Genomic DNA, 21,210 nt, shown 5'->3' on the forward strand with positions numbered 1-21,210 from the left:
ATGTCATAGAAGTTTTTGTTCCTTCCCACACTACGCTAGATCGTTCCATATTCGTTCGGCCATTGTTTTTTGACCGTAAATGACAGATTCATCCACGTGTTGTGAAGGAATAATGGTGCATCGGTTCTTTATGGACAGCTCTTGGAAAGCTAATGCATAGCTGTCGCTTAGGTTTCCGTGTGCACATAAGTAAATAGGGATATCCAAATGCGTGAGATCCCGTAGCTCGGTACCGATAAGTAGGCCACTTAATAAACTATAGTTTGCGCTGTTTTCTGTATTTTGCAAGAGTTTGGACGCCCGTATGGTGAAGACATCGTGTAAAATATTTCCGCCACTGAGTTTTAAGCCTGTTCGGAATGCTTCCTGATCTATGGAAGAGGGTTTTGTTATACTGTTTTTTAGTAAACTATGTGTGGATAGTACCTGAAACATTTCTCCGGTGATATAAGTCTTGAAGGCAATGGCGTTATTGTCTTTTACCCAGATATGTTTGGAGTGTGTGCCGGGCAAAATATAGAGTGCTTCGGAACTGTGGCCATGCTGTTGTAGTCCTAGTAGTTGTACCTCTTCGCCTCTCATGACATCGTTGGTACTGCATACACCTGAAAGCAACAGCACATCGTGATCGAAGGCAGGTGTGGAGGGTATCCTTTCATAGCGGAGGTTGTTGCCGTCCAAGGCAAAAGGCAAGGTGGAATAGGAGATTTCCCGCATTCCGATGGAGGAGGAGGCCATACCCGAAATGACCACGGGGATGGATTCTTCCATCGAAATAGAAGGAGGAAGGATTAAATAAGGGCGTAGGTGCTGCAAAAAATATTCTTCCCGGGAACAAGCCTCTTTTTCGTTTTTAAAGGCTTCGTATACATAGCCGCAACCCTGTTGGTTAGTGGTTTCATGCAGTATAACAATGGAATTGTCCTGTACGCCTACAAAGCGAACCCGTAGGGAAGATGTGCCCCAATCTACGCTAAAAAAATACTTCATGGTAAGTGAATCTGGAAAACAAAGATATGGATTGTATATAATATACAAAATGAATTTTGTAAAATTGCCTATATAATTGTAATTTACCGAAGAAATAACACGATATAAATTGAGCACATGAAATACTCAAAGCAAGAAAATATATCTTCGCTTTCGAATACGACGTATTCGAAGGTGAGGGAACGTTTGCGAAATGATATACTGTCCAATTATTTTGCGCCTGGCACGCGGCTCAAGATCATGGATCTTGTCAAATTGTATAACGTCAGCCAAATGCCTATCCGGGAGGCTTTGCAGCAATTGCAAGGAGAGGGGTTGGTCGTCATCGAGCAGCACAAAGGGGCCTATGTGCGCCACATAGACAAAAAATTCGTTTCGAATATATATGATGTACGGCGTGTGATCGAAGTGTTTATGACACTCGAAAGTATGCGTTCGACCACGGATGATATCTTAAAAAAGCTGTGGAAGATACAGGCGGGTTGTGAAAAGGCGGCCAGAAAAGGAAACCTTGAACAATTATTGAAATACAACACGGATTTTCACGGGACACTGTATAAGTTGGCTGACAATGAGGAAGCATTTCATCTAGTGGAGGGACATTGGCAATTGATCAATAGCTTGCGGACGTCTTTTGGCTATGGTGTGAGGCGGGCAGATGAAATTATACACGAACACGAACAGATACTAAAAGCTCTTGAAAAGCGGGATGAAAAGGCACTCGAAGAGGCGGCTAGTATCCACTGTATCAATGCGAAGAAAGATGTGTTGTTGCAGATGGATATGATGGAGCAAAAGAAATTGTCTGTGACTAAGTAGGTGAGAAAGAGGGACGCAGGCTAACACCGATTAGGTCGTTAGGGGGGGTAATCATACACTTAGGGAACTAGAGATTGTAAAAAAGTGAATTTTATTTTGTATATTGTATATAATATATTATTTTTGACTCGTAAACGATTGTAAACTATCACTTCATGTCTAGCTTAGGGAAGAAATTTAATTGGGAATTTATTGTTTTATTATGGTTTGCTTTTTTCTTCAATCAAGCTGATCGGCAGGTATTTAATATCGCCTTGCCCGCTGTGCGTGAAGATCTGGGATTGAATGATGTACAATTGGGATTGATTGCCTCGGCTTTTATATTGGCTATTGGTATCTTTGTTCCAATAGCTGGGTATGTAGGCGATCGTTTCAGTAAGAAAACGGTTATCTTGTTGAGTTTGTTGATATGGACCTGTGCGACTTTTTTTACCGGCTTTTCGGCTGGCTTTCTGTTGCTTATTATCTTACGTTCCATAGTTGGAGGGGCAGAGGCTTTTTATGCGCCCGCTGCAAATGCACTGATAGGAGAGAAGTTTAAGTCAAATCTGGGACAGGCAATGGCTATCCACCAGACGGCTCTGTATGTGGGAATTATAGGCAGTGGTGTCATAGGTGGCTACCTTACAGAGCATTACGGCTGGCGAATGGTGTTTTATATTTTTGGGGGGATAGGTATTGTGCTTTTCATCCTGATGTTTTTGAGGCTTGAAGATGGTGTGGCACGGAGTAAGGAGCAAAAAGTTACGATGTTGGACGGGATTAAAAATTTGGTTGCCAATAGGACAGCTGTTTTATTGACGTCAGCGTTTACCTGTATGGTGTTTGTAAATGTAGGGTATCTCACCTGGACTTCGACTTTTCTGCACGAGAAGTTTGGTCTTAGCCTGACAGAGGCAGGGTTTTCTTCTATGTTTTACCATCATGCTTTTGCATTCGTAGGGGTCATGTTAGCCGGTAAATTGTCGGATAAGCTTGCTATTAAGAATGCCGGAGGACGTTTGAAAATACAGGCTTTTGCCTTATTGTTGGGCGCGCCGTTTATCTTTTTAATGGGCTTGGGGACATCCTTGCCTATTGTGTATGTGGCTTTGAGTATATTTGGTTTATTTAGGGGGATGTACGATTCGAATATTTATGCTTCGCTTTTTTCTGTGGTCGACGAAAGGATACGAGCCTCGGTATCTTCAGCTATGATCATGTGTTCGTATATCATAGCTTCATTGGCACCGGTTGCATTGGGCTATTTTAAGACTGTATTTGGTTTGACTAACGGGTTGGCATCTCTTGCCCTGTTTTATATATTAGGAGGTGTACTGCTATTTATTGCTTTGAAATTTACTTTCGCAAAGGATAGAGCTATCGTTTTAGAAATAACGGAGGAACGTCATGAACTTGAAAAATAGAGTTGCACTTGTCACGGGCGCAGGTAAAGGCCTTGGAAAGGGTATTGCTATCGAATTGGCAACCCAAGGGGCAGATATTGTGATCAACGATCTGCAATATGGTGAGGATGTCGAAACTGTAGAGCATCAGATTCGAGCGCTGGGTCGCCAATCTTGGTTTGTGGCTGCCGATATTACGCAAGAAGATGCTGTAAAAGAGATGTTTAGCTTTGTACGGAATGAGATAGGGAAGCTTGATATTCTGGTCAATAATGCAGGGGTCGATAGGCCAGCTGATATTTTTTCGACTTCGTTGGAGGATTGGAACTTTGTCATACAGACCAATTTGACAGGTGGTTTTCTGTGCGCAAAATATGCCTTGGAATTGATGAGGAATCAGCAACAGGGTAAGATCGTGAATGTGAGTTCTGTCGTCGGCCATCAGGGCGCTTTAAAAGGGCATGTGCATTATGCATCTTCAAAAAGCGGCCTATTCGGATTGACCAAGACACTGGCCCGTACTGCGGCGGCTTTTGGTGTCAATGTGAATGCCGTAGCGCCTGGAGTGATAGAGACGGAGCTTTCCTTGAAGACACATGGTGAGGCGGGTATGGAGACATTGCGGAAAGGCATCCCGTTGGGATTAGGTAATGTAAAAGACGTGGGTATGGCCGTGGCATTCCTGTGTAGCGATGCCGCCAGATATATCACAGGGGTGACATTGGATGTCAATGGAGGACTGTACTTCCGGTAGGTTTTTTTGAATAATTAAAAATTATATACAATATATTATATATATGAAAGTTACAAAGATAGAGACATTTATTAGTGATGTGTATAGGACCAATTGGGTTTTTGTCAAAGTGCATACCGATTCAGGGTTATACGGTGTAGGGGAGGCTACGTTGGAGCATCAGGAGTTGACCGTAGAGGCTGCTGTGAAGGAACTGAACCGTCATTTGGTCGGGAAAGACCCGCATGATATTGAGGCCTTTTTTCACGATACGTTGCGAAACTCATATTGGCGGGGCGGTCCGGTACTGATGAGTGCTATGGCGGGTGTGGAGATGGCTCTGTGGGATATTAAGGGGAAAGACCTAGGGGTACCCGTTTACCAATTGTTGGGAGGTAAGGTGCGTGATAAAGTTCCTTGTTATGCCAACGGTTGGTTTGCACCGGCCAAAACACCGGAAGAATTTGCTGCCAAAGCCAAAGAGACCGTAAAAAAAGGATACAAGGGACTAAAATGGGATCCTTTTGGTTCCGCCTATCTGACATTGACAAAAGAAGAGTTTAACCTGGCTATCGATTGTATCGCGGCAGTCAAAGATGCTGTGGGCAATGAAATGGAAATTCTGATCGAAGGACACGGAAGGTTCAATTTGCCTACAGCACTGAAAGTTGCTCATGCCATTGAAGATTTCGGTGTGCTGTGGTTTGAAGAACCGCTTCCACCTGAAAACCTGGAAGGATTGGCCCAACTAAAGAAAAGAACAAAGGTGTCTATTGCGGCAGGTGAGCGGTTGTACGGTCGTATGGACTACAAGACATTTTTCAATCTGCAATGTGCCGACTTTGCCCAGCCGGATGTAAGTCACTCGGGCGGTATCATGGAGACACGCAAGATCGCTGCTATGGCAGAGTGCCACCATATCCCGGTCTGCCCGCACAATCCGATCGGGCCGATAGCTAATGCGGCTACATTGCAGCTGGCTGCCTGTACGCCAAATTTCTACCTATTGGAAACTATGAGTGCCGATGTGCCGTATCGTCATGAGTTGACAACAGAGCAAGTCAATTTCAAAGACGGTTTTATGGAAATCGGCAATGCGCCCGGGCTCGGTATAGACATCAAAACAGAAAATTGCAAGAAGTATCCTTATCAGCCACATGACTTACGCCATTACAATGGCAAACTTACAGAAATCAGACCGGCAGATGCGAAGGACTCCTTTCAACAAAATACATACGCAAATGAGCATCAATAAGAATAGTTTCAATGCGGAGTTGTTCGATCAACTTCCGGTAGTAGGAATCTTGAGGGATGTCAGTATGGAAGATGCAGCCAGGATATTGCCCTTGTACGTTGAGGCCGGGTTTACGACCATTGAGGTGCCTATCAATTGTGACAATGCCGAACAGCTGATACAGTACATCGTGTCGAACTGCGGGGATAGGCTGAATGTCGGAGCCGGATCGGTGATAGATGTGTCGGATCTGGACAAGGCTTTGGGAGCCGGTGCATGCTTTATCGTCACTCCTGTAGTCGACGAAGAGGTGATAAGCAGTTGTGTAGGTCAGGGCATTCCGGTTTTTCCCGGGGCATTCAGCCCTACCGAGATCGCTAAGGCCTGGAAGCTAGGGGCGACGATGGTCAAGGTCTTTCCGGCCGATGAACTTGGTATTGGCTATATCAAGGCATTGAAAGCTCCGCTGAAAGGTATAAAACTACTTCCTACAGGAGGCATCTCTATCGATAATGCCCGATCTTACTTTAAGGCAGGAGCACAGGGTGTGGGGGTGTCGACAGGATTATTTAAATCCGAACTGATCCGAAACAAGGATTGGGATAGATTGCGCGCACATTTTGTAGCGTTTTATCAAGCGGTTCAAAACAGATAAATAAAACACAATTATAAACATATATTAAATTATTTATTATGAGGGGGGAAATAATTACTACATTGTTTATTGTTGCTTTGTCAATGATAGGTTGCCAAAAGAATCTGGACAATAACAGTGGTCTCGAATTTGATGCGCTCCAAGTCAATTTTGGAGCTACATCGGTAGGCAGAACATGGGCGGAGGGCAATGAAATCGGTATTTATGGTTTCTGTACACGCAATGGTGAGCAGGATGTACGTATGAGTACCAACACAAATGCAAGGTATGTGGCAAAGTCTGATGGAGGGGCCTTTCATTTTGCCAAGGTGTCTGATGGTGATCAGATCATCGCGAACAAAGACGACCACAATTTTAGGTTTCACGCATACTTTCCATATTCTGCGTCCAATAGTGATATGTCCGCTCTAAGTGTACAGGTACCAGCTAGGCAGCTCCACGCTACCGGTGTCGACAATTATGGGTTGTATGTTGCCAGCACGCAGGTGAGTACTGTTGTACCTACGATCAACCTGGATTTCAAAAGTGTGTTTAGTACAGTAGAGCTTTATTTGCCAAATGACATTATCGATGAGGACGGCAATTCTGTTGTCCGTTCATTGACATTGAAACCAGCTGTCCCGGATAATTTCAGTGGTGTATTGGCCGATGGAGGTACATACAATCTGGAGACAGGGACCTTTTCAAGTAACCCAAGTCTACAGTCTGACGAGATAGAGCTGGATTTTGGAACGGCGGGTATTGTCCTGACCAGTGCATTTACAAAAGTTTCATTGGCTGTGGCTCCCTTTACTATTCCGGAAGGAGGAATGGACGTTGTGCTGAGTGATCTATCCGGAAATGAAACGATTATAACTATTCTTGACGGAGAGGAGGGTACTGTACTAGCTGCTGGACAAGTGCTTACGGAGTATCTGAGCAGAGACAATGATGGGATTATTCCTGTGAATTTCCCTGTAGTTTTTTCGCTTGGTTTGACCAATGGTGACCGCAATTTTACGGCTGTCACACAACCTAGATGGGTGTCCGATGGAATATGGACCTGTCCTTCCCAAACACAGGCTTATGCGCAGTGGTATAAGGTTTCCGATCCTGCACCATCACCGCTTCAGTTCAAACAATTTGTTAATACCGGAGCGATCAGCAGCCCTGAGATCAGAGGTATCTGGACAGGAGATTATTTGGAATTTACCTTACCAGTGAAGAGGTTTGCAGCCGGAACTGCAGTGACAATCAAGTTTCCTATGTACACACGGCAGGGACCTGTGTTTTGGAATATTGAGTACTTTGATGAGGGTGTGTGGAAGTCTAATAAGACCAATGTGACGAGCTATGATCCGGCTTATACCCGGCAGGCTACGTTTTCTTTGATCCGGGGAGGAAAAATCATTGAGCATACGATGATCTTTGCCGAAGCGATCCAAAGTGGGCATGTCAAGATCCGGATCACGTGTGCTGATGGTTCGATTCAGGCCGATACAGATACAAAAGTTGCAGTCCGTACCACACCATGGGTAAGTTCAGGAACCTACGGAGCACCATTTTATCTTTATTTGGCCGATTCGGATGTCACGAGTATCACATTCTCGACCAATTGATAAGGATTTAATAAGGACAAAAACATGTTGACAGGTGTCCGGTCGCAGGGCACGATTAAACAATATAAACTAAGTTTTTATGAATAGATATAATTATCCATTATTGTTGTTGCTATGTCTGCTGTCGTGGCAGATGGTATGGGGGCAGCAAACTAATAGGGTCAGTGGAAAAGTCCTCGGTGAAGACAGGGCTCCTCTTAGCGGGGCTTCGGTCAAGATTTTGGACAAGGTACAAAGTGTGAATACAGGCTCTTCCGGCGAATTTGAGATCGTATGTGGTCCAGAAGATGTCCTTGTATTTACCTACTTAGGGTACGAACCACAGCAAGTTGCTGTCAGGGGACGTAACTATTTGGAAGTCGTGTTGGCTATGCAATCCAGTGTATTGGAAGATGTGGTCGTAGTGGGATACGGCATACAAAAACGAGTCAACGTGACCGGTGCTGTGACATCGGTCAACTATAGCGAACAAGCACAATCCAGACCGGCAACAACTACAGCTGGTATCTTGGCTGGGCTTAGTCCGGGTTTAGCGATACAGCAACCTTCGGGCAGACCGGGGCAAGAGGGAGTCATGATCAGGGTAAGGGGAGTAGGGACACTCAATAATGCTGCTCCGCTCGTGATCGTGGATGGGTTTGAGACCACGATAGGGAATGTCAATCCAGATGACATAGCGAGTATGTCTATACTAAAAGATGCGGCTTCCAGTGCCATTTATGGAAATAGGGCTGCAAACGGTGTCATATTGATCACCACAAAGACCGGCACTTCAAAGCCTACGGTTTCTTTCAACAGTATTGTTTCTTTGAATAAACCTCAGAATTATGTGGATATAATCTCTAATTATGCCGACTACATGTCGATAATAAACGAGTCGGCAGAGAATATTGACGTTGCTTTGCCGTTTTCGCAAGCGATGATCGATCTCTGGCGAGAAAAGGAAAATGATCCAAACGGTATCGCAGACTCGGGATACCCAAATTACGTGGCTTATCCAAATACAGATTGGATGGATGCCTTTTTTAATGATGAGATTTATCAAAGACATGCTCTTTCCATATCCGGAGCGTCCAATAGTACGAATTACCTCATGTCTATGTCCTATATGGACAACCCCGGAATCATGATAAATTCGGGAATGAAGAAAGTTATGTTGCGTGCCAATGTCGCCTCCAAGGTCAACAGTTGGCTGGAAGTAGGCACCAAACTGTGGGGGTATGAAAACTCTTTGCAGATGAATGGCCTGGACAATGCTTTTAGTTTTATGACACGGGCTGTTCCGGGTATTTATCCCTACCATGATGGAAAGTATGGTTGGAGAGAAAACCCCGAACAGAGTTCTAATTCGCGTAATAATCTTTATTTTGCGGATCGGGTAAATGGAATGGATAGAACATTCTATACCAATTCTACTCTATTTGCTGACGTAACACTGCCTTATTCATTGAAGTATAATATATCATTAAACTATATTAGGCAGAACGGTGGTTATAAATTTAATGAACGTACCCTAAATGCTTTCTCATTCCGAACAGGAAATTGGGACTATTATTATGAGGATCTGGAGAAATTATTTCTTCGGGTGCGAAACGATAATTCCCGTCGTTGGACGGCGCAGAGTACACTATCCTGGAATCGTACCTTTGCACATAAGCATGATATCGCAGCTTTACTGGGTTTTGAGGCCCTGTACAACAATAGCGATAATTCTTTTGTAGAAAAAAATGGTTTTCTGAGTGATAAACTTGTTGAACTCAATACTGTCAGTAACATGGTGGCTATCACAGGAACACAGACGGATTTTGCCACACAATCGGTTTTTGGACGGATGCAATATGCTTACGACAATCGCTATCTCTTGGAGATGAATCTTCGCTACGATGGATCCTCACGTTTTGCCCGTCAGTCTCGTTGGGGAGTATTCCCATCGGTATCTGCCGGATGGCGTATAGATCAGGAAGCATTTATGGCTAATACAAAAATCGACAACCTCAAACTTCGTGGATCATGGGGGAAATTGGGAAATCATAGTATTGGAAACTATGACTATCAGGCTACTTATGCCTCGGGATCTACCTATTCTTTTGGGGGGAGTTTGGCTCCGGGAATGGTTGCTTCTTTGTCAAACAATTTGTTGGAATGGGAAACCACAACGATGTCCAATATCGGTGTCGAACTCGGGATCCTGAAGAATAGGTTGACCTTTGAAACAGATCTATATAATAAGGTGACGGACGGGATCCTATTTAGGGCGCCGGTGTATGCTACTGTAGGGGTCAAATCGCCTCCTTATCAAAATATTGCAGAAGTCACAAACAAAGGGATGGAGTTTACCCTCGGATGGCGTGACAAGGTAAAAGATTTCAGCTATGGAGTGTCAGCCAATTTTACCAGAAATTGGAATCAGGTCACTAAATACAGAGGACGCTTGAATGCGGGTTGGGTAACTGACGAGAATGGCCTACGAAAATACGAAACCAATATAGGTGATGTGGCTACGGTAGTGGGCAACGAACGCCGTACGATGGAAGGTAAGCTTATTAATGAATATTTTCTATTAAATACATACTCAGGGGATGGAAACTACTTCTTCAATGATGGCTCTGTCAATCCAAAAGGAGGGCCGCAGGACGGTATGATCCGCACCGAGGACGATATGCAGTGGTTGCAAGCGATGGTGGATGCTGGAAATGAATTTTTGCCAAACAAGACCATTGGTAAGAAAGGAATTTGGTATGGTGATTATATTTATGATGATACCAATGGTGATGGTGTCTATGGAGATCCGAATGACTATACATTCCAGAATGTGGCCATGACACCTAAATATACCTACGGTTTCCAGCTAAACCTCGGGTGGAAGGATATCAGCCTTTCGACGCTGTGGGCTGGTGCGGGTGGACATTCGGTTTATTATAGATTTCCCGGTATTAATGCCTATTCGACCAGAGCAGATTTGACCATACCCAAAGAGATTGCCTATGATCACTATTTTTACGATCCGATCAATCCTGACGACCCCCGTACGAATGTGACATCAAAACATGGTCGTCTGACCATGAACTATGGCTCGGAGCAAAATGGCGGTTCAAATTATTCCAATCTATGGCTTTACAAGGCAGACTATCTCAAGCTGAAGAATCTGACGCTTGGATACACCGTGCCAAGAAAATGGATTGGAAAGATCGGTTTCCAAGATGTGCGCTTGTATGTTAGTGGTGAGAATTTGTTCACATTTACCAAGTTTCCTGGAATGGATCCTGAGTTTACGGAAACATTACAGTTCTATTCTAACTTGAGTCAATACTCCATAGGCCTTAATATCAAACTATAAAATATTTTGTTATGAAAAAAATCGTTAAAATATATTGGCTTTATCCTCTATTTTGCCTAATGATAGGATGTAGTGGTTTTTTGGATAGAAGTCCTTATGATGAGGTTTCCTCTGAAAATGTGTTTACCTCAGCAGCTTTGGCAGAATCGGTGGTCAATGGAACATATAGCAACCTTAGATATGATTACAGCAACTTTGGAACGGAAATCATCAATTGGGATGCGCTATCCTCGGTGTTGGATCCTGCGGACGCTAATGTTTCGCTCAATTATTCCTACCTCCTTGGAACGATCCAACCTAATAACCCCATGTTTTTAAGGTACTGGCAGCGTTTGTATGAGGGGGTAAACCGTGCGAATGATGTGATCAATAATATTAGTCGCGTACCCGACATGAGTGACGAGGTCAAGGCGCGTCGTATTGCAGAATGTAAGTTTCTTAGAGCTTACCATTATTATCGGCTTAACAGCCTTTGGCGAGGGGTTCCGATCTATTTGGAAAACCTAGCCAATGCAGAATATACACGTTCACGGGCATCAGAAGAGGATGTTTGGAATCAGATCATTCAAGATTTGACAGATTGTATCAATACAGCTGAATTGCCTGGAAAATATGCATCCAACAGCAGTGACTATGGGCGTGTCAGTAAGGGAGCAGCATACACGCTTCGTGGCAAAACCTATATGTGGCTCAAGAAATGGGATCTGGCAGAGGCAGATTTTAGGGAAGTCGGCAATCAAGGCTATACGCTTTACACCGGAAGTTACGCCAATCTATTCAAGCTGCCACAAGAGCGGAGTGATGAAATGATCTTCAGTGTGCAGATGGAAGAACAGGCAAATATGGGCAATGTTTTCAGCCGTACCTACGGTAATCGCTTGACAACGGGAAGTGGTAATTCATCCTTTTTTATGAATACCCAATTTGTGGACTCTTATGAATGGGCTAATGGCAAGCCTTTCGATTGGGAAGATGTTATTCCCGGTTATCATGCGAAAGCTCCCAAAGCTAGAAGTGTTTATTTTCTTCGGGACAACATCAATTCGTCCGAACAGACGAATATGCAGACCTATGGTGCCGATATGAGCGAATATCTGGCGACAGGCAACGAAGCCCGTATCAGACAGGCCTATATAGGACGTGATGCACGGTTGGAAGCTACGGTGATTACACCCTATTCCGTCTATTTGGGTGGTTTTTCTGGTGCAGAGATCAATTATTCATCTAGATGGCCATTTCGTAGCAGTGCTTCCGCACCGTACGATCTACAGACCAACACCAATAGTTATATGCTATATTCGATTCGCAAATTTGTGACTGAGGGACGACAATTCCTCAATGTGAGCTTCAATCCTATCGATGTTCCGATATTCCGCTACGCGGATGTGCTCCTCGGTCTCGCAGAAGCACTGAATGAGCAGGGAAGGTATCAAGATGCCATCGTATATGTCAATCAGGTGCGCAACCGAGCAAATGTAGCTCCACTGAATGAACCGGGAAACCCTTACGTAGCCGTAAGCAGCTCGAATGACCTGCGTCCTCGTATCCGAAATGAACGCAAATGGGAATTTGCCGGCGAAATGCAGCTTTACTACGATGAACTCCGCTGGGGTACGTGGCAGGAAAGTAAATTTGCGACAGGCAACGGTTTGTTGGAAGTGTGGGGTGCTCCGGTATATACCTATAATTGGGGAGGATCGGCCTATCTCAAGTGGGCTATACCGCAGGCCGAAAGAGAGCGGAACACAAGTCTCGTCCAGAATGAAGGTTGGCGGTAAAAGAAAGAGGGAATTAGTTATTTTGTGGGAGTAGATAATATAGTTTTAGAGAAAATGAGAAGAAGAATCACGAATTTAATTTTATTGATTTCATGCTGCGTGGTCGGGTCATGTGGCAAGTCGGATAATAGTCCTGGCGATCGCTTAAATCCAGGAGGTACGGGACAACAGAAATCATTGAGCCTGACACCGATCGGAAACTTGAATCAGGGAGCGGCTACGATCAATTCCCATGCGGCGATTACTTCGCATTCCTCGCTCATGATGGACTTTCGTAGCTATGTTGACATTGGACAGTCCATCACAGGAGTCCAGTGGCCTAACTATACACGCATCAAGAAGTTGGCCGACGGAACATATATCCTGTTCTGTCAACAGTCCACCTCATCAAACCCCAATGGCAATGACACCTACTATGCTACATCACCGGATCTGATCAATTGGACCGGAAAGGGGTATCTCTTCCAGAGCAAAAGTGGGTATACGAACGCCCGAGGCCAGGCTGCGACACGCCTGTTTACGAATGCCAATGGTTTCGTTTTGTCGAATGGCGATTTATTGGCTTTTGCCTCTTATCGTGTACAACCGGGTTATTCGGATGCGGCGTGTCACAATGACAATGGTATCATGATGATGCGCAGCACAGATCATGGAAAGACATGGAGTGAACCACAGGAGATCTACCATGGTCCGAACTGGGAAGCGATGATGCTGCAACTCCCCTCTGGAGAACTCCATTGCTACTTTTCAGAAAGCCGACCTTCCATATCGGGAGGTCACTCCGGAACATCTATGGTCGTATCTAACGATAACGGAAGTACTTGGTCTCCTGCCCTTGATCAGGCACCTTACCGTGTCATCCGTCAGCAATGGTACAATCAGGATAAGAATGCTACTTATTTTACCGACCAAATGACCAGTGTCATCAAGCTGAACAATAGCAACAAATTGGCTGCTATTATGGAGTCTTCGCTCTCCATTTCCAATGGAAACACCACGTACGGCATTACGTTTGCCTATTCGGACAATACCGGTGTATGGAAGCATCTGCAAGATGATGAAGTAGGGCCTGTAGATCGTCAGAATAATTTGTTCAGTGGTGCTGCTCCCTCGTTAATTCAATTTCCGTCCGGTGAAAGTATCGTGTCTTATGGGGCTTCTAGTCGGCTGAACATACGTATGGGTGATGCCGAGGCACGCGTATTTGGAGATCCATTTATAGCACTGGGTCGCGGATCCTGGGGGACGGTAGAATCGGACGGTACCCACTCTTTTATTGCGGCAATGCGAAACAGCGAGGATGCGAACAATGTTGTCATATCACTGGCAAAATATTTCTTGAATCACCGTATCAAGGCGACAAACAGAACAGCGAATGTCGACGGAGATAACGCAGAATGGGCCAATACAGATGAAGCACTTTTTGTAGGGCAAAAATCCCAAGCTCAGGCTACCTTACGCTGCTCGGCAGACGATCAGAACGTTTATTTTCTGGTCGAAGTATTGGATAAGGATATCTCCAAGGACGATTACGTCAGTATTTTCCTTACACCAGCCGGAGGCAATGGTCAGATCAATGCGAGTTCTCGTCGGATCAGGGTCTCACATAGTGGCTTGAAGAGTACGGATAACTATGGTGGAGGTTGGAGAGTGTTGGACATGAACGTGTCTGTTAGCAGTTCTTATGACGGTACACTATCCAACAATAGCGATGTAGACAATGGCTATTTGGTAGAGATTGCAGTTCCGAAATCACAGCTTAATCTTTCGGGAGATCTACTTGTCAACTTTGCCCTCTTTGATGCGCAGGGAGGCGAAGATGCTATAGCCAATACAGCAGACAGGAATACGGTAAATTGGATGCCAATATCCTTTTGATAAAAAAAGGAAAGAAGTCCTTGTTAAGTAAAGATGATAAATTTTAGAGATATGTTGAGGTCTGTTTTTACCATATTGGTCTTATGCTTTTTTACCCGATGCGGTTATGCACAAAAAAAGCCGAACATCATCGTGATCTTTGCCGATGATATGGGCTATATGGATGCAGGTTACACGGGCAGTCAGATCTTTGAGACCCCGGTCATCGATGGTTTGGCAAAAAAGGGAATGGTTTTTACACATGCCTATTCGGGCGGTGCCAACTGTGCCCCTTCACGTGCTGCACTGATGAGTGGTCAGTACAGTCCACGGCATGGTGTATTTGCCGTAGGCAGTATGACCCGCGGACCCGCAGAACACAGACGCTTGACGGCGGTGGAAAATAATACCAGTCTTCCGGGGAGGATTGTCACTGTGGCCGAGGCACTCAAGGGACAAGGTTATGCAACGGGACTTTTTGGAAAATGGCATTTGGGCTATGACAACGAATCACATCCTATGGCACAGGGTTTTGATGTTTGGGAAGATCCCCGTCACCCCAACCCCAATACGAAACGCGATGATCCTACGGATCCAAAAGCTATTTTCACCATCACGAACTCGGCCATTGACTTTATGAAGTCAAATCGGGATAAGCCGTTTTTTACATTTATTTCACATCATGCCGTGCATACCGCTCTTGAAGCCCGTCCCGAAACGATCGAGAAGTTTAAGACAAAAAAACTGAACAGGGTACAGACAGAATACGGTGCAATGATCTATGATTTGGACGAAAGTGTTGGACTGGTGACCACATTTTTGGAGAAGGCTGGCCTTGCTGACAATACATTGGTGATTTTTACCAGTGACAATGGAGGGGCGAGCTTCACTTCGCAGGAACCACTGCGGGGAAATAAGGGAGCTTTCTATGAGGGAGGGGTTCGTGTACCGTTTATCGCCTGTTGGCCGAAGAAGATCAAACCATCGATACAGCGGGAGCCTACGATCAATCTTGACTTGTACCCTACTTTCCTGGCGTTGGCGGGAGGACAAGTGCGACCGGATCTGGATGGGGAGAACCTTTTACCAATCTTACAGGACAAACAGAAAACCACGAAAAGGGACAAGATTTTCTGGCATTTTCCGGGCTATTTGCACAATCCCGTGATCCGTGGACGAGATACCATCTTTCGTACACGTCCGGTCAGCGTCATCCGCAAAGGTGATTGGAAATTGCTCCTGTATCACGAAGAGTGGATCCTGGATGGTGGGCAGCGCAAAATCGATGAAAATAATGCAGTTGAACTCTACAACCTAAAGAATGACGAAGGAGAACGGATCAATTTGGCAACGAGCAATAAAGAGAAACGGGATGAATTGCTGAATGACTTACTTGAATGGCTTAGAGAGACCAAAGCACCGATGCCGCGTCCTTTGACTGAATGAAAAAAATGAAAAAGATTATAACCGCTATACTTTCTCTGTTGATGTTTTCAGCCTGTTCTACAGGAGTGAAAGACCGTCTATACATCTTTGATGCCGGAGCTGATAGTACATTTACGGTCATCGGTCATCAGGAGACAGGTGATGGTATCATCTGGATCACGGATACCAGCGATGTACATACACCACCTGTATTTCAGTTGATGGGTCATTGGGATCTGTCTGGCTACAGTCATATCAAAGTTGTATTAGTGAGTGGAAATGCGACAGAAAACATCAATGCTACTTTTCGGATGGAAGGCAGTGGTGCCAAGACAGAAGAAGGAAGCTTGAATACTAAAATAAGTGTCAGGGCCGGGGATACGCTCGAATGGCTCATTCCTATTGCCCCTTCACCCGAACAGCCAGAGATCTTGGGCAGTCTAAAGGGGCTGCGGGCTACACCATTCAGCATAGATGGGGTGACCTCTACAATAGACCCTACACAGGTGACCAAAATCCTGATCTCATTTGATAAATGGTTGAAAGGGACAAAATTAGGCCTCAGGGAGGTATTGGCCGTACAGGGGAAAGCGGTGCCCACACCTTCGTGGTTTGCGCTATCACAACGAGACTTTTTCCCATTTATCGATCAATATGGACAGTTTATCCATAAAGATTGGCCCGGCAAAACCAAAAGTGATGAAGACCTTCGTGCAGACCTTCAAAAGGAACTGGACGAAATGGCAAGTATACCTGCTTCAGATGACAGGAGTCGATACGGAGGTTGGCTAAAAGGAAAAAAACAGGAGGCCACCGGAAACTTTCAGGTACAAAAAGTCGATGGAAAATGGTGGATGGTCGATCCTGACGGACATTTATTCTGGTCGAATGGTGTGGTGCGGGTGACGCCATCGTCGGCGGTGACGATTATAGATGACCGGGAAAATTATTTTTCTTCTCTTCCGGAAGCGGGGTCGCCTTATACAGCGTTCTATACAACACGGGACGAATTTCTGTATACCTACTACCGATCTTGGGGGGTAAAAACGTTTGACTTTTCGGCAGCAAACATACGGAAAAAATACGGTGAAGGCTGGCGTACAGCATATCGTAATATGACGTTCAAAAGGTTGAAACATTGGGGGATGAATACCATATCTGCCGGATCAGCAAAGGAAATCTACCGGGAGGATAGGGTTCCCTATTGTGATCGGATCGAGCTTAAAACGGCGAGGATTGATGGCGCACCGGACCGGTTGAACGTCATCCGTGACCCTTTTCATCTGGATTTCAGCAAGCAGTTTGCCGAGCAGCTCAGGGACAGAAAAGAAGAGCTGGCAAGTACCTGGTGTTACGGATATTTTGTGGACAATAAATTGGTATGGGGTGCAGATCATGATTTAGGACGTTGGGTATTGAAGTCCTCGGCCGATCAGCCTGCCAAAAAAGTTTTTGTAAGTGATCTACAGCATAAGTACGGTGTTATCACCGCATTGAATGTCGCTTGGAAGTCAACTTATGACAGTTGGGAAGAGCTATTGACTTCACGAGCAGAACCTTCTGAGGCCTCATTAAACGACTGTGCGGATTTTTCAGCCAGCTTGATAGACCAATATTTTAAAAGTGTAGCCGAGGTGATGCAACAGGTAGCACCAGGCAAGCTGTATTTGGGCTGTCGCTATGTGACGGTCAATGCTAGGGTACTAGAGATTGCAGCAAGATATTGTGATGTGTTGACGTTTGATCTCTTTTGGGATTCGCTGTCCGATTTTAAGTTGCCGCAGGGTGTAGACAAGCCTGTTTTGATCGGAGAGTTTCATTTCGGGGCATTGGACAGAGGACTGTTTCATCCCGGTTTGAATCAAAAAGGCAATCAAGATGAGCGGGCTTTGGCTTATGAAAAATACATGTATTCGGCTTTGCTCAATCCTTTTGTGGTAGGGACAGCTTGGCATCAGTTTTCCGATCAGGCCACAACGGGAAGATTTGACGGGGAAAACTTTCAGGATGGTCTCACGGATGTCTGCGATAGGGTATATCCGGAGACTATTGCCAAGGTGAGAGAGATAGGAAGTAAACTTTATCAGATCAGAACAGGTCACCTATAAAGGACAAAAATGATGAAAAAGCAAAAAATGTAGACAAGAACTTGATGTATATGGAAAAAATAAAAACAAGAAACCGAGGTGTCTTTTATAGAAATACGATAATGTTTCTCATGGCTGTAGCATTGGTGCTTCCTTTGATCTCCGGATGCAAAGAGGACAGCACTGTAGCTCCGCGACCCAGGGTTGAACCGAAAGAGGAGACAGGTAAGATTGCCTTGAATAATGCCAATATCCACGTTATGGGTGTACAATATGTTTACCGTACGCCCGAAAAGCTGTCTTTCAAACGATTTTCTGACGCGACTCTCGGCCTGCCAAGTGATACCCGAAGGTTCAGTACAACGTATGCGCTGGCTACAACGGGTATTTCCATACAGTTCAAGACGCGAAGTTCGTCTATCCACATGATGTTCACACCAGAAACCGGAATGAGTGATGGAGGTTCATTTAAGATATTGAAAGATGGCGTGGATTTTAAGACGGTTTCGTTTGCAGGTCCAGTTACTCAACCTATACAGGTTGAACTGAGTTCTCTACCTACAGACAAGGAATATGTATATGAGATCATTTTACCTTGCTATACGAATGTATCCTTGACCAAATTGGAATTGGATGCCGAAAGCAGTCTAGCGACCTATGTTCCGGCATCCAAAGGAGGTGTATACATCAGTTTTGGGGACAGTATCACGCACGGGGCACGGCAAGAAGGGGCCACTTATCTCACGTACCCGTATTTGCTGGCCCAAAAACTCGGCATGAGCCTGTATAACCTTGCAGTCAGCGGAGCAAAGATCTCGATGCCCATGGCACAAACGGCTAAAGATATGCCTAAGGCAGACATTATTACGATACTGATTGGGTATAACGATTTTTCATCAGGCAATCGTACAACTCTGCAAATTGAGAACGATTACAGGTCTTTTTTAACAGAGGTAAGAAATAACCAGCCTGCAGCAGAAATATATTGTATTACGCTATTGTATACGACCAATACATTGAATACCACAACAGGTTTGGTACCCGATGACGTTCGGAATATCATCAAAGACATCGTGACAGAATATAAAACTACAGACAATAAACTGCACCTCATCGAAGGGGATAAGATCATTACTTCTTCGTCCCAATTGGCCGATCAGGTGCATCTGAACGTAGCAGGTGCCAGCCAGTTAGCGGATGGGCTTTATGAAAGTATAAGGGAGTAGAGGATCTTCGTAAAAGATAAAACAAAAGAAATGAATCGTATTAGAAGAAAAAGACATCAAATTGGAAAAGGAATTTTCCTGTTATGGGCTGTAGCTTTAGTCATGAGTCATCTCGCCTGTGACAGTCGTCAAACCAATAATAGAGTCGCTAATAATTCAACCGAAAGATGGTCCGAAGAAAAAGCGAATGAATGGTACAAAAAACAACCTTGGATCGTGGGGTGCAACTTTGTCCCCTCGACAGCCATCAATCAGATTGAAATATGGCAAGAAGACACATTTGATCCCGAGACGATAGACAGAGAGCTGGGATGGGCACAGGACATCGGCTTCAATACTGTACGGATCTTTTTACACAATCTGGTGTGGGAAGAACATCCCGAAGCGTTTAAAGACAGACTGAACCAAGTCCTATCCATAGCGGATAAACACAATATTAAGGTGATCGTTACCTTTTTGACCAACGGGACTTTTGATGATTCCAAGATTCCCCAGTTAGGTAAACAAGATCCGCCTATACCGGGGGTACACAATTCGGGTTGGGTACAATCTCCGGGAGCAGAAGTGGTCAATGATTCATCTAAATGGGAACCAATAGAGCGGTATATAAAAGATATAGTTGGAAGATTTAAAGACGATGAGCGGATACGGTTTTGGTCTTTGTACAATGAGCCGGAGAACCCAAGGCGTGGGGCTTATAGCTTGCCTTTGTTGAGAAAAGTTTTTGAATGGGCGAGGAGTATGAACCCATCACAACCTTTGACATCTCCGATCTGGAAAATACCCGGGGATGACCGGACAGCACTTGATATCGTCAGCTTCTTGGGCGAAAACTGTGATATCATCACTTTTCATTCGTATCACGATCCAGAAACGACCAAGAAGTTTATTCACATGCTAAGGGCTTTCCGGAGACCACTAGTGTGTACGGAGTATATGGGCCGTACCCGTGGATCCACCTTTGAGAATAGCATGCCTATATTCAAAAGTGAACATGTCGGAGCAATTAGCTTTGGTTTGGTTGCCGGAAAAGCCAATTTCTATTACCCATGGGGAAGTAAGGCAGGAGCCCCTGAACCGGAGGTTTGGTTTCATGATATTTTCCGAAAAGATGGTAGTCCTTATGGTGAAGAGGAAATCGAATTTATCAAGAGTTTAACAATTACAACTCCATAATATGCATCTGGAACTGTCCTTTGAATTAGTCTCTGATCACATCTGTTTATGTGGAGAAGGGCCCTTGTGGGATGCCCAAAACAAACAGTTTTATTGGATCGATATTGTGAGCGGTCAGATTAATTGTTTGTCAGATGATAAGAGACTGAAACACGTTGAGACTGGCCAGAAGATAGGCACGATAGGCTTGACCGAATCGGGAGCAATTATCGCCGCATTGAAAGATGGTATTTATAAAGTGGATTCTGCCAATGCGGAACTTGTAAAGCTATTGGATCCCGAGGCTGATAAGCCCGACAACAGATTCAATGACGGGAAATGTGACCCTGCGGGAAGGTTTTGGGTAGGTAGCATGAGCGATATAGGTGTAGCCGGGCAAGGTAGTCTTTACACATTGGAACAGGATGGGGTCATTTCAAAAAAGCTGGATGGACTTTCCATCTCGAATGGCTTGGCGTGGGATTTAGGACGTAAAAAGTTTTATCATATTGATACACCTACTAGACAAATCGTTTCTTACAATTACTGCAACGGAACAGGAGGGATAAGTAACGGAAAGCCTGTCGTCAGCATACCCGAGACGGAGGGTACACCAGATGGTATGACTGTAGACGAGGAGGGGATGTTGTGGATAGCACATTGGAACGGAGCACGGGTTTCCAGATGGAATCCAGATACAGGGAGTAAGCTACAGGAAATTTTCCTGCCTGTGTCCAAAGTAACCTCTTGTACGTTTGGTGGGGATAATTTGGATGATTTGTACGTCACTACGGCAAAGGTGGGATTGGGCGAGAAAGAGCTGGATGAGCAGCCTCTTGCCGGAGCAACTTTTGTGTTCAGACAGGTCGGTGTGCGAGGCGCGGCAAATACCTTGATTAAGGATAGAAATATCCTGTAGTGGAGTGATAGG

15 protein-coding genes are annotated in these 21,210 nt (G+C 44.8%); 14 read left to right on the forward strand and 1 reads right to left on the reverse strand.

Annotation, left to right across the window (positions count from 1 at the left end):
• Nucleotides 1-30 precede the first annotated feature (30 nt).
• Nucleotides 31-990: a 2-dehydro-3-deoxygalactonokinase gene (locus tag G5B00_RS07705; protein ID WP_163873018.1), complete on the reverse strand. Its 960-nt coding sequence runs from the start codon at nt 988-990 to the stop codon at nt 31-33.
• A 117-nt stretch (nt 991-1,107) separates the two neighbouring features.
• Between G5B00_RS07705 and G5B00_RS07710 the strand changes: the two genes are divergently transcribed.
• The 14 genes from G5B00_RS07710 (at nt 1,108) to G5B00_RS07775 (ending at nt 21,198) form a co-directional block, all read left to right on the forward strand.
• Entirely contained in the window at nt 1,108-1,809 is a 702-nt protein-coding gene (locus G5B00_RS07710) for a GntR family transcriptional regulator (RefSeq protein ID WP_163873020.1), read from the forward strand.
• Nucleotides 1,810-1,964: 155 nt separating this feature from the next.
• Nucleotides 1,965-3,215, forward strand: coding sequence for an MFS transporter (locus G5B00_RS07715; protein WP_163873025.1), 1,251 nt, complete (start codon nt 1,965-1,967; stop codon nt 3,213-3,215).
• A complete protein-coding gene (locus G5B00_RS07720; RefSeq protein ID WP_163873028.1) occupies nt 3,199-3,948 on the forward strand; it encodes an SDR family NAD(P)-dependent oxidoreductase in 750 nt (249 codons plus the stop codon). The genes G5B00_RS07715 and G5B00_RS07720 overlap by 17 nt, the downstream gene beginning before the upstream one ends.
• A 43-nt stretch (nt 3,949-3,991) precedes the next feature.
• Nucleotides 3,992-5,182 (forward strand): galactonate dehydratase, encoded by a 1,191-nt coding sequence (gene dgoD / locus G5B00_RS07725; RefSeq protein ID WP_163873031.1) that lies wholly within the window; start codon nt 3,992-3,994, stop codon nt 5,180-5,182.
• The gene (locus G5B00_RS07730) at nt 5,169-5,816 is read left to right on the forward strand and encodes a bifunctional 4-hydroxy-2-oxoglutarate aldolase/2-dehydro-3-deoxy-phosphogluconate aldolase (RefSeq protein ID WP_205966347.1); all 648 of its coding nucleotides are present in this window, start codon (nt 5,169-5,171) and stop codon (nt 5,814-5,816) included. The genes dgoD and G5B00_RS07730 overlap by 14 nt, the downstream gene beginning before the upstream one ends.
• Before the next feature lie 38 nt (nt 5,817-5,854).
• Complete coding sequence (locus G5B00_RS07735) at nt 5,855-7,414, forward strand: fimbrillin family protein (RefSeq protein WP_163873034.1); 1,560 nt, start codon at nt 5,855-5,857, stop codon at nt 7,412-7,414.
• A 79-nt stretch (nt 7,415-7,493) separates the two neighbouring features.
• Complete coding sequence (locus G5B00_RS07740) at nt 7,494-10,751, forward strand: SusC/RagA family TonB-linked outer membrane protein (protein ID WP_205966348.1); 3,258 nt, start codon at nt 7,494-7,496, stop codon at nt 10,749-10,751.
• Nucleotides 10,752-10,762: 11 nt separating this feature from the next.
• Entirely contained in the window at nt 10,763-12,529 is a 1,767-nt protein-coding gene (locus G5B00_RS07745; protein WP_163873036.1) for a RagB/SusD family nutrient uptake outer membrane protein, read from the forward strand.
• Between the two features lie 54 nt (nt 12,530-12,583).
• A complete protein-coding gene (locus G5B00_RS07750) occupies nt 12,584-14,407 on the forward strand; it encodes a sugar-binding protein (protein WP_163873038.1) in 1,824 nt (607 codons plus the stop codon).
• Between the two features lie 33 nt (nt 14,408-14,440).
• Nucleotides 14,441-15,832: a sulfatase gene (locus G5B00_RS07755; protein ID WP_163873041.1), complete on the forward strand. Its 1,392-nt coding sequence runs from the start codon at nt 14,441-14,443 to the stop codon at nt 15,830-15,832.
• Nucleotides 15,833-15,837: 5 nt separating this feature from the next.
• Complete coding sequence (locus G5B00_RS07760; protein ID WP_163873044.1) at nt 15,838-17,919, forward strand: hypothetical protein; 2,082 nt, start codon at nt 15,838-15,840, stop codon at nt 17,917-17,919.
• 50 nt (nt 17,920-17,969) lie between these two features.
• Nucleotides 17,970-19,124 (forward strand): SGNH/GDSL hydrolase family protein, encoded by a 1,155-nt coding sequence (locus tag G5B00_RS07765; RefSeq protein WP_163873047.1) that lies wholly within the window; start codon nt 17,970-17,972, stop codon nt 19,122-19,124.
• A 30-nt stretch (nt 19,125-19,154) separates the two neighbouring features.
• Nucleotides 19,155-20,300 (forward strand): cellulase family glycosylhydrolase, encoded by a 1,146-nt coding sequence (locus G5B00_RS07770; protein ID WP_205966349.1) that lies wholly within the window; start codon nt 19,155-19,157, stop codon nt 20,298-20,300.
• Nucleotide 20,301: 1 nt separating this feature from the next.
• On the forward strand, nt 20,302-21,198 hold the full coding sequence (locus tag G5B00_RS07775; protein ID WP_163873050.1) for an SMP-30/gluconolactonase/LRE family protein: 897 nt from the start codon (nt 20,302-20,304) through the stop codon (nt 21,196-21,198).
• The last annotated feature ends 12 nt before the right edge of the window (nt 21,199-21,210 follow it).

The sequence above is a fragment of the Parapedobacter sp. SGR-10 genome (assembly GCF_011030405.1).
Taxonomy (GTDB): Bacteria; Bacteroidota; Bacteroidia; order Sphingobacteriales; family Sphingobacteriaceae; genus Sphingobacterium.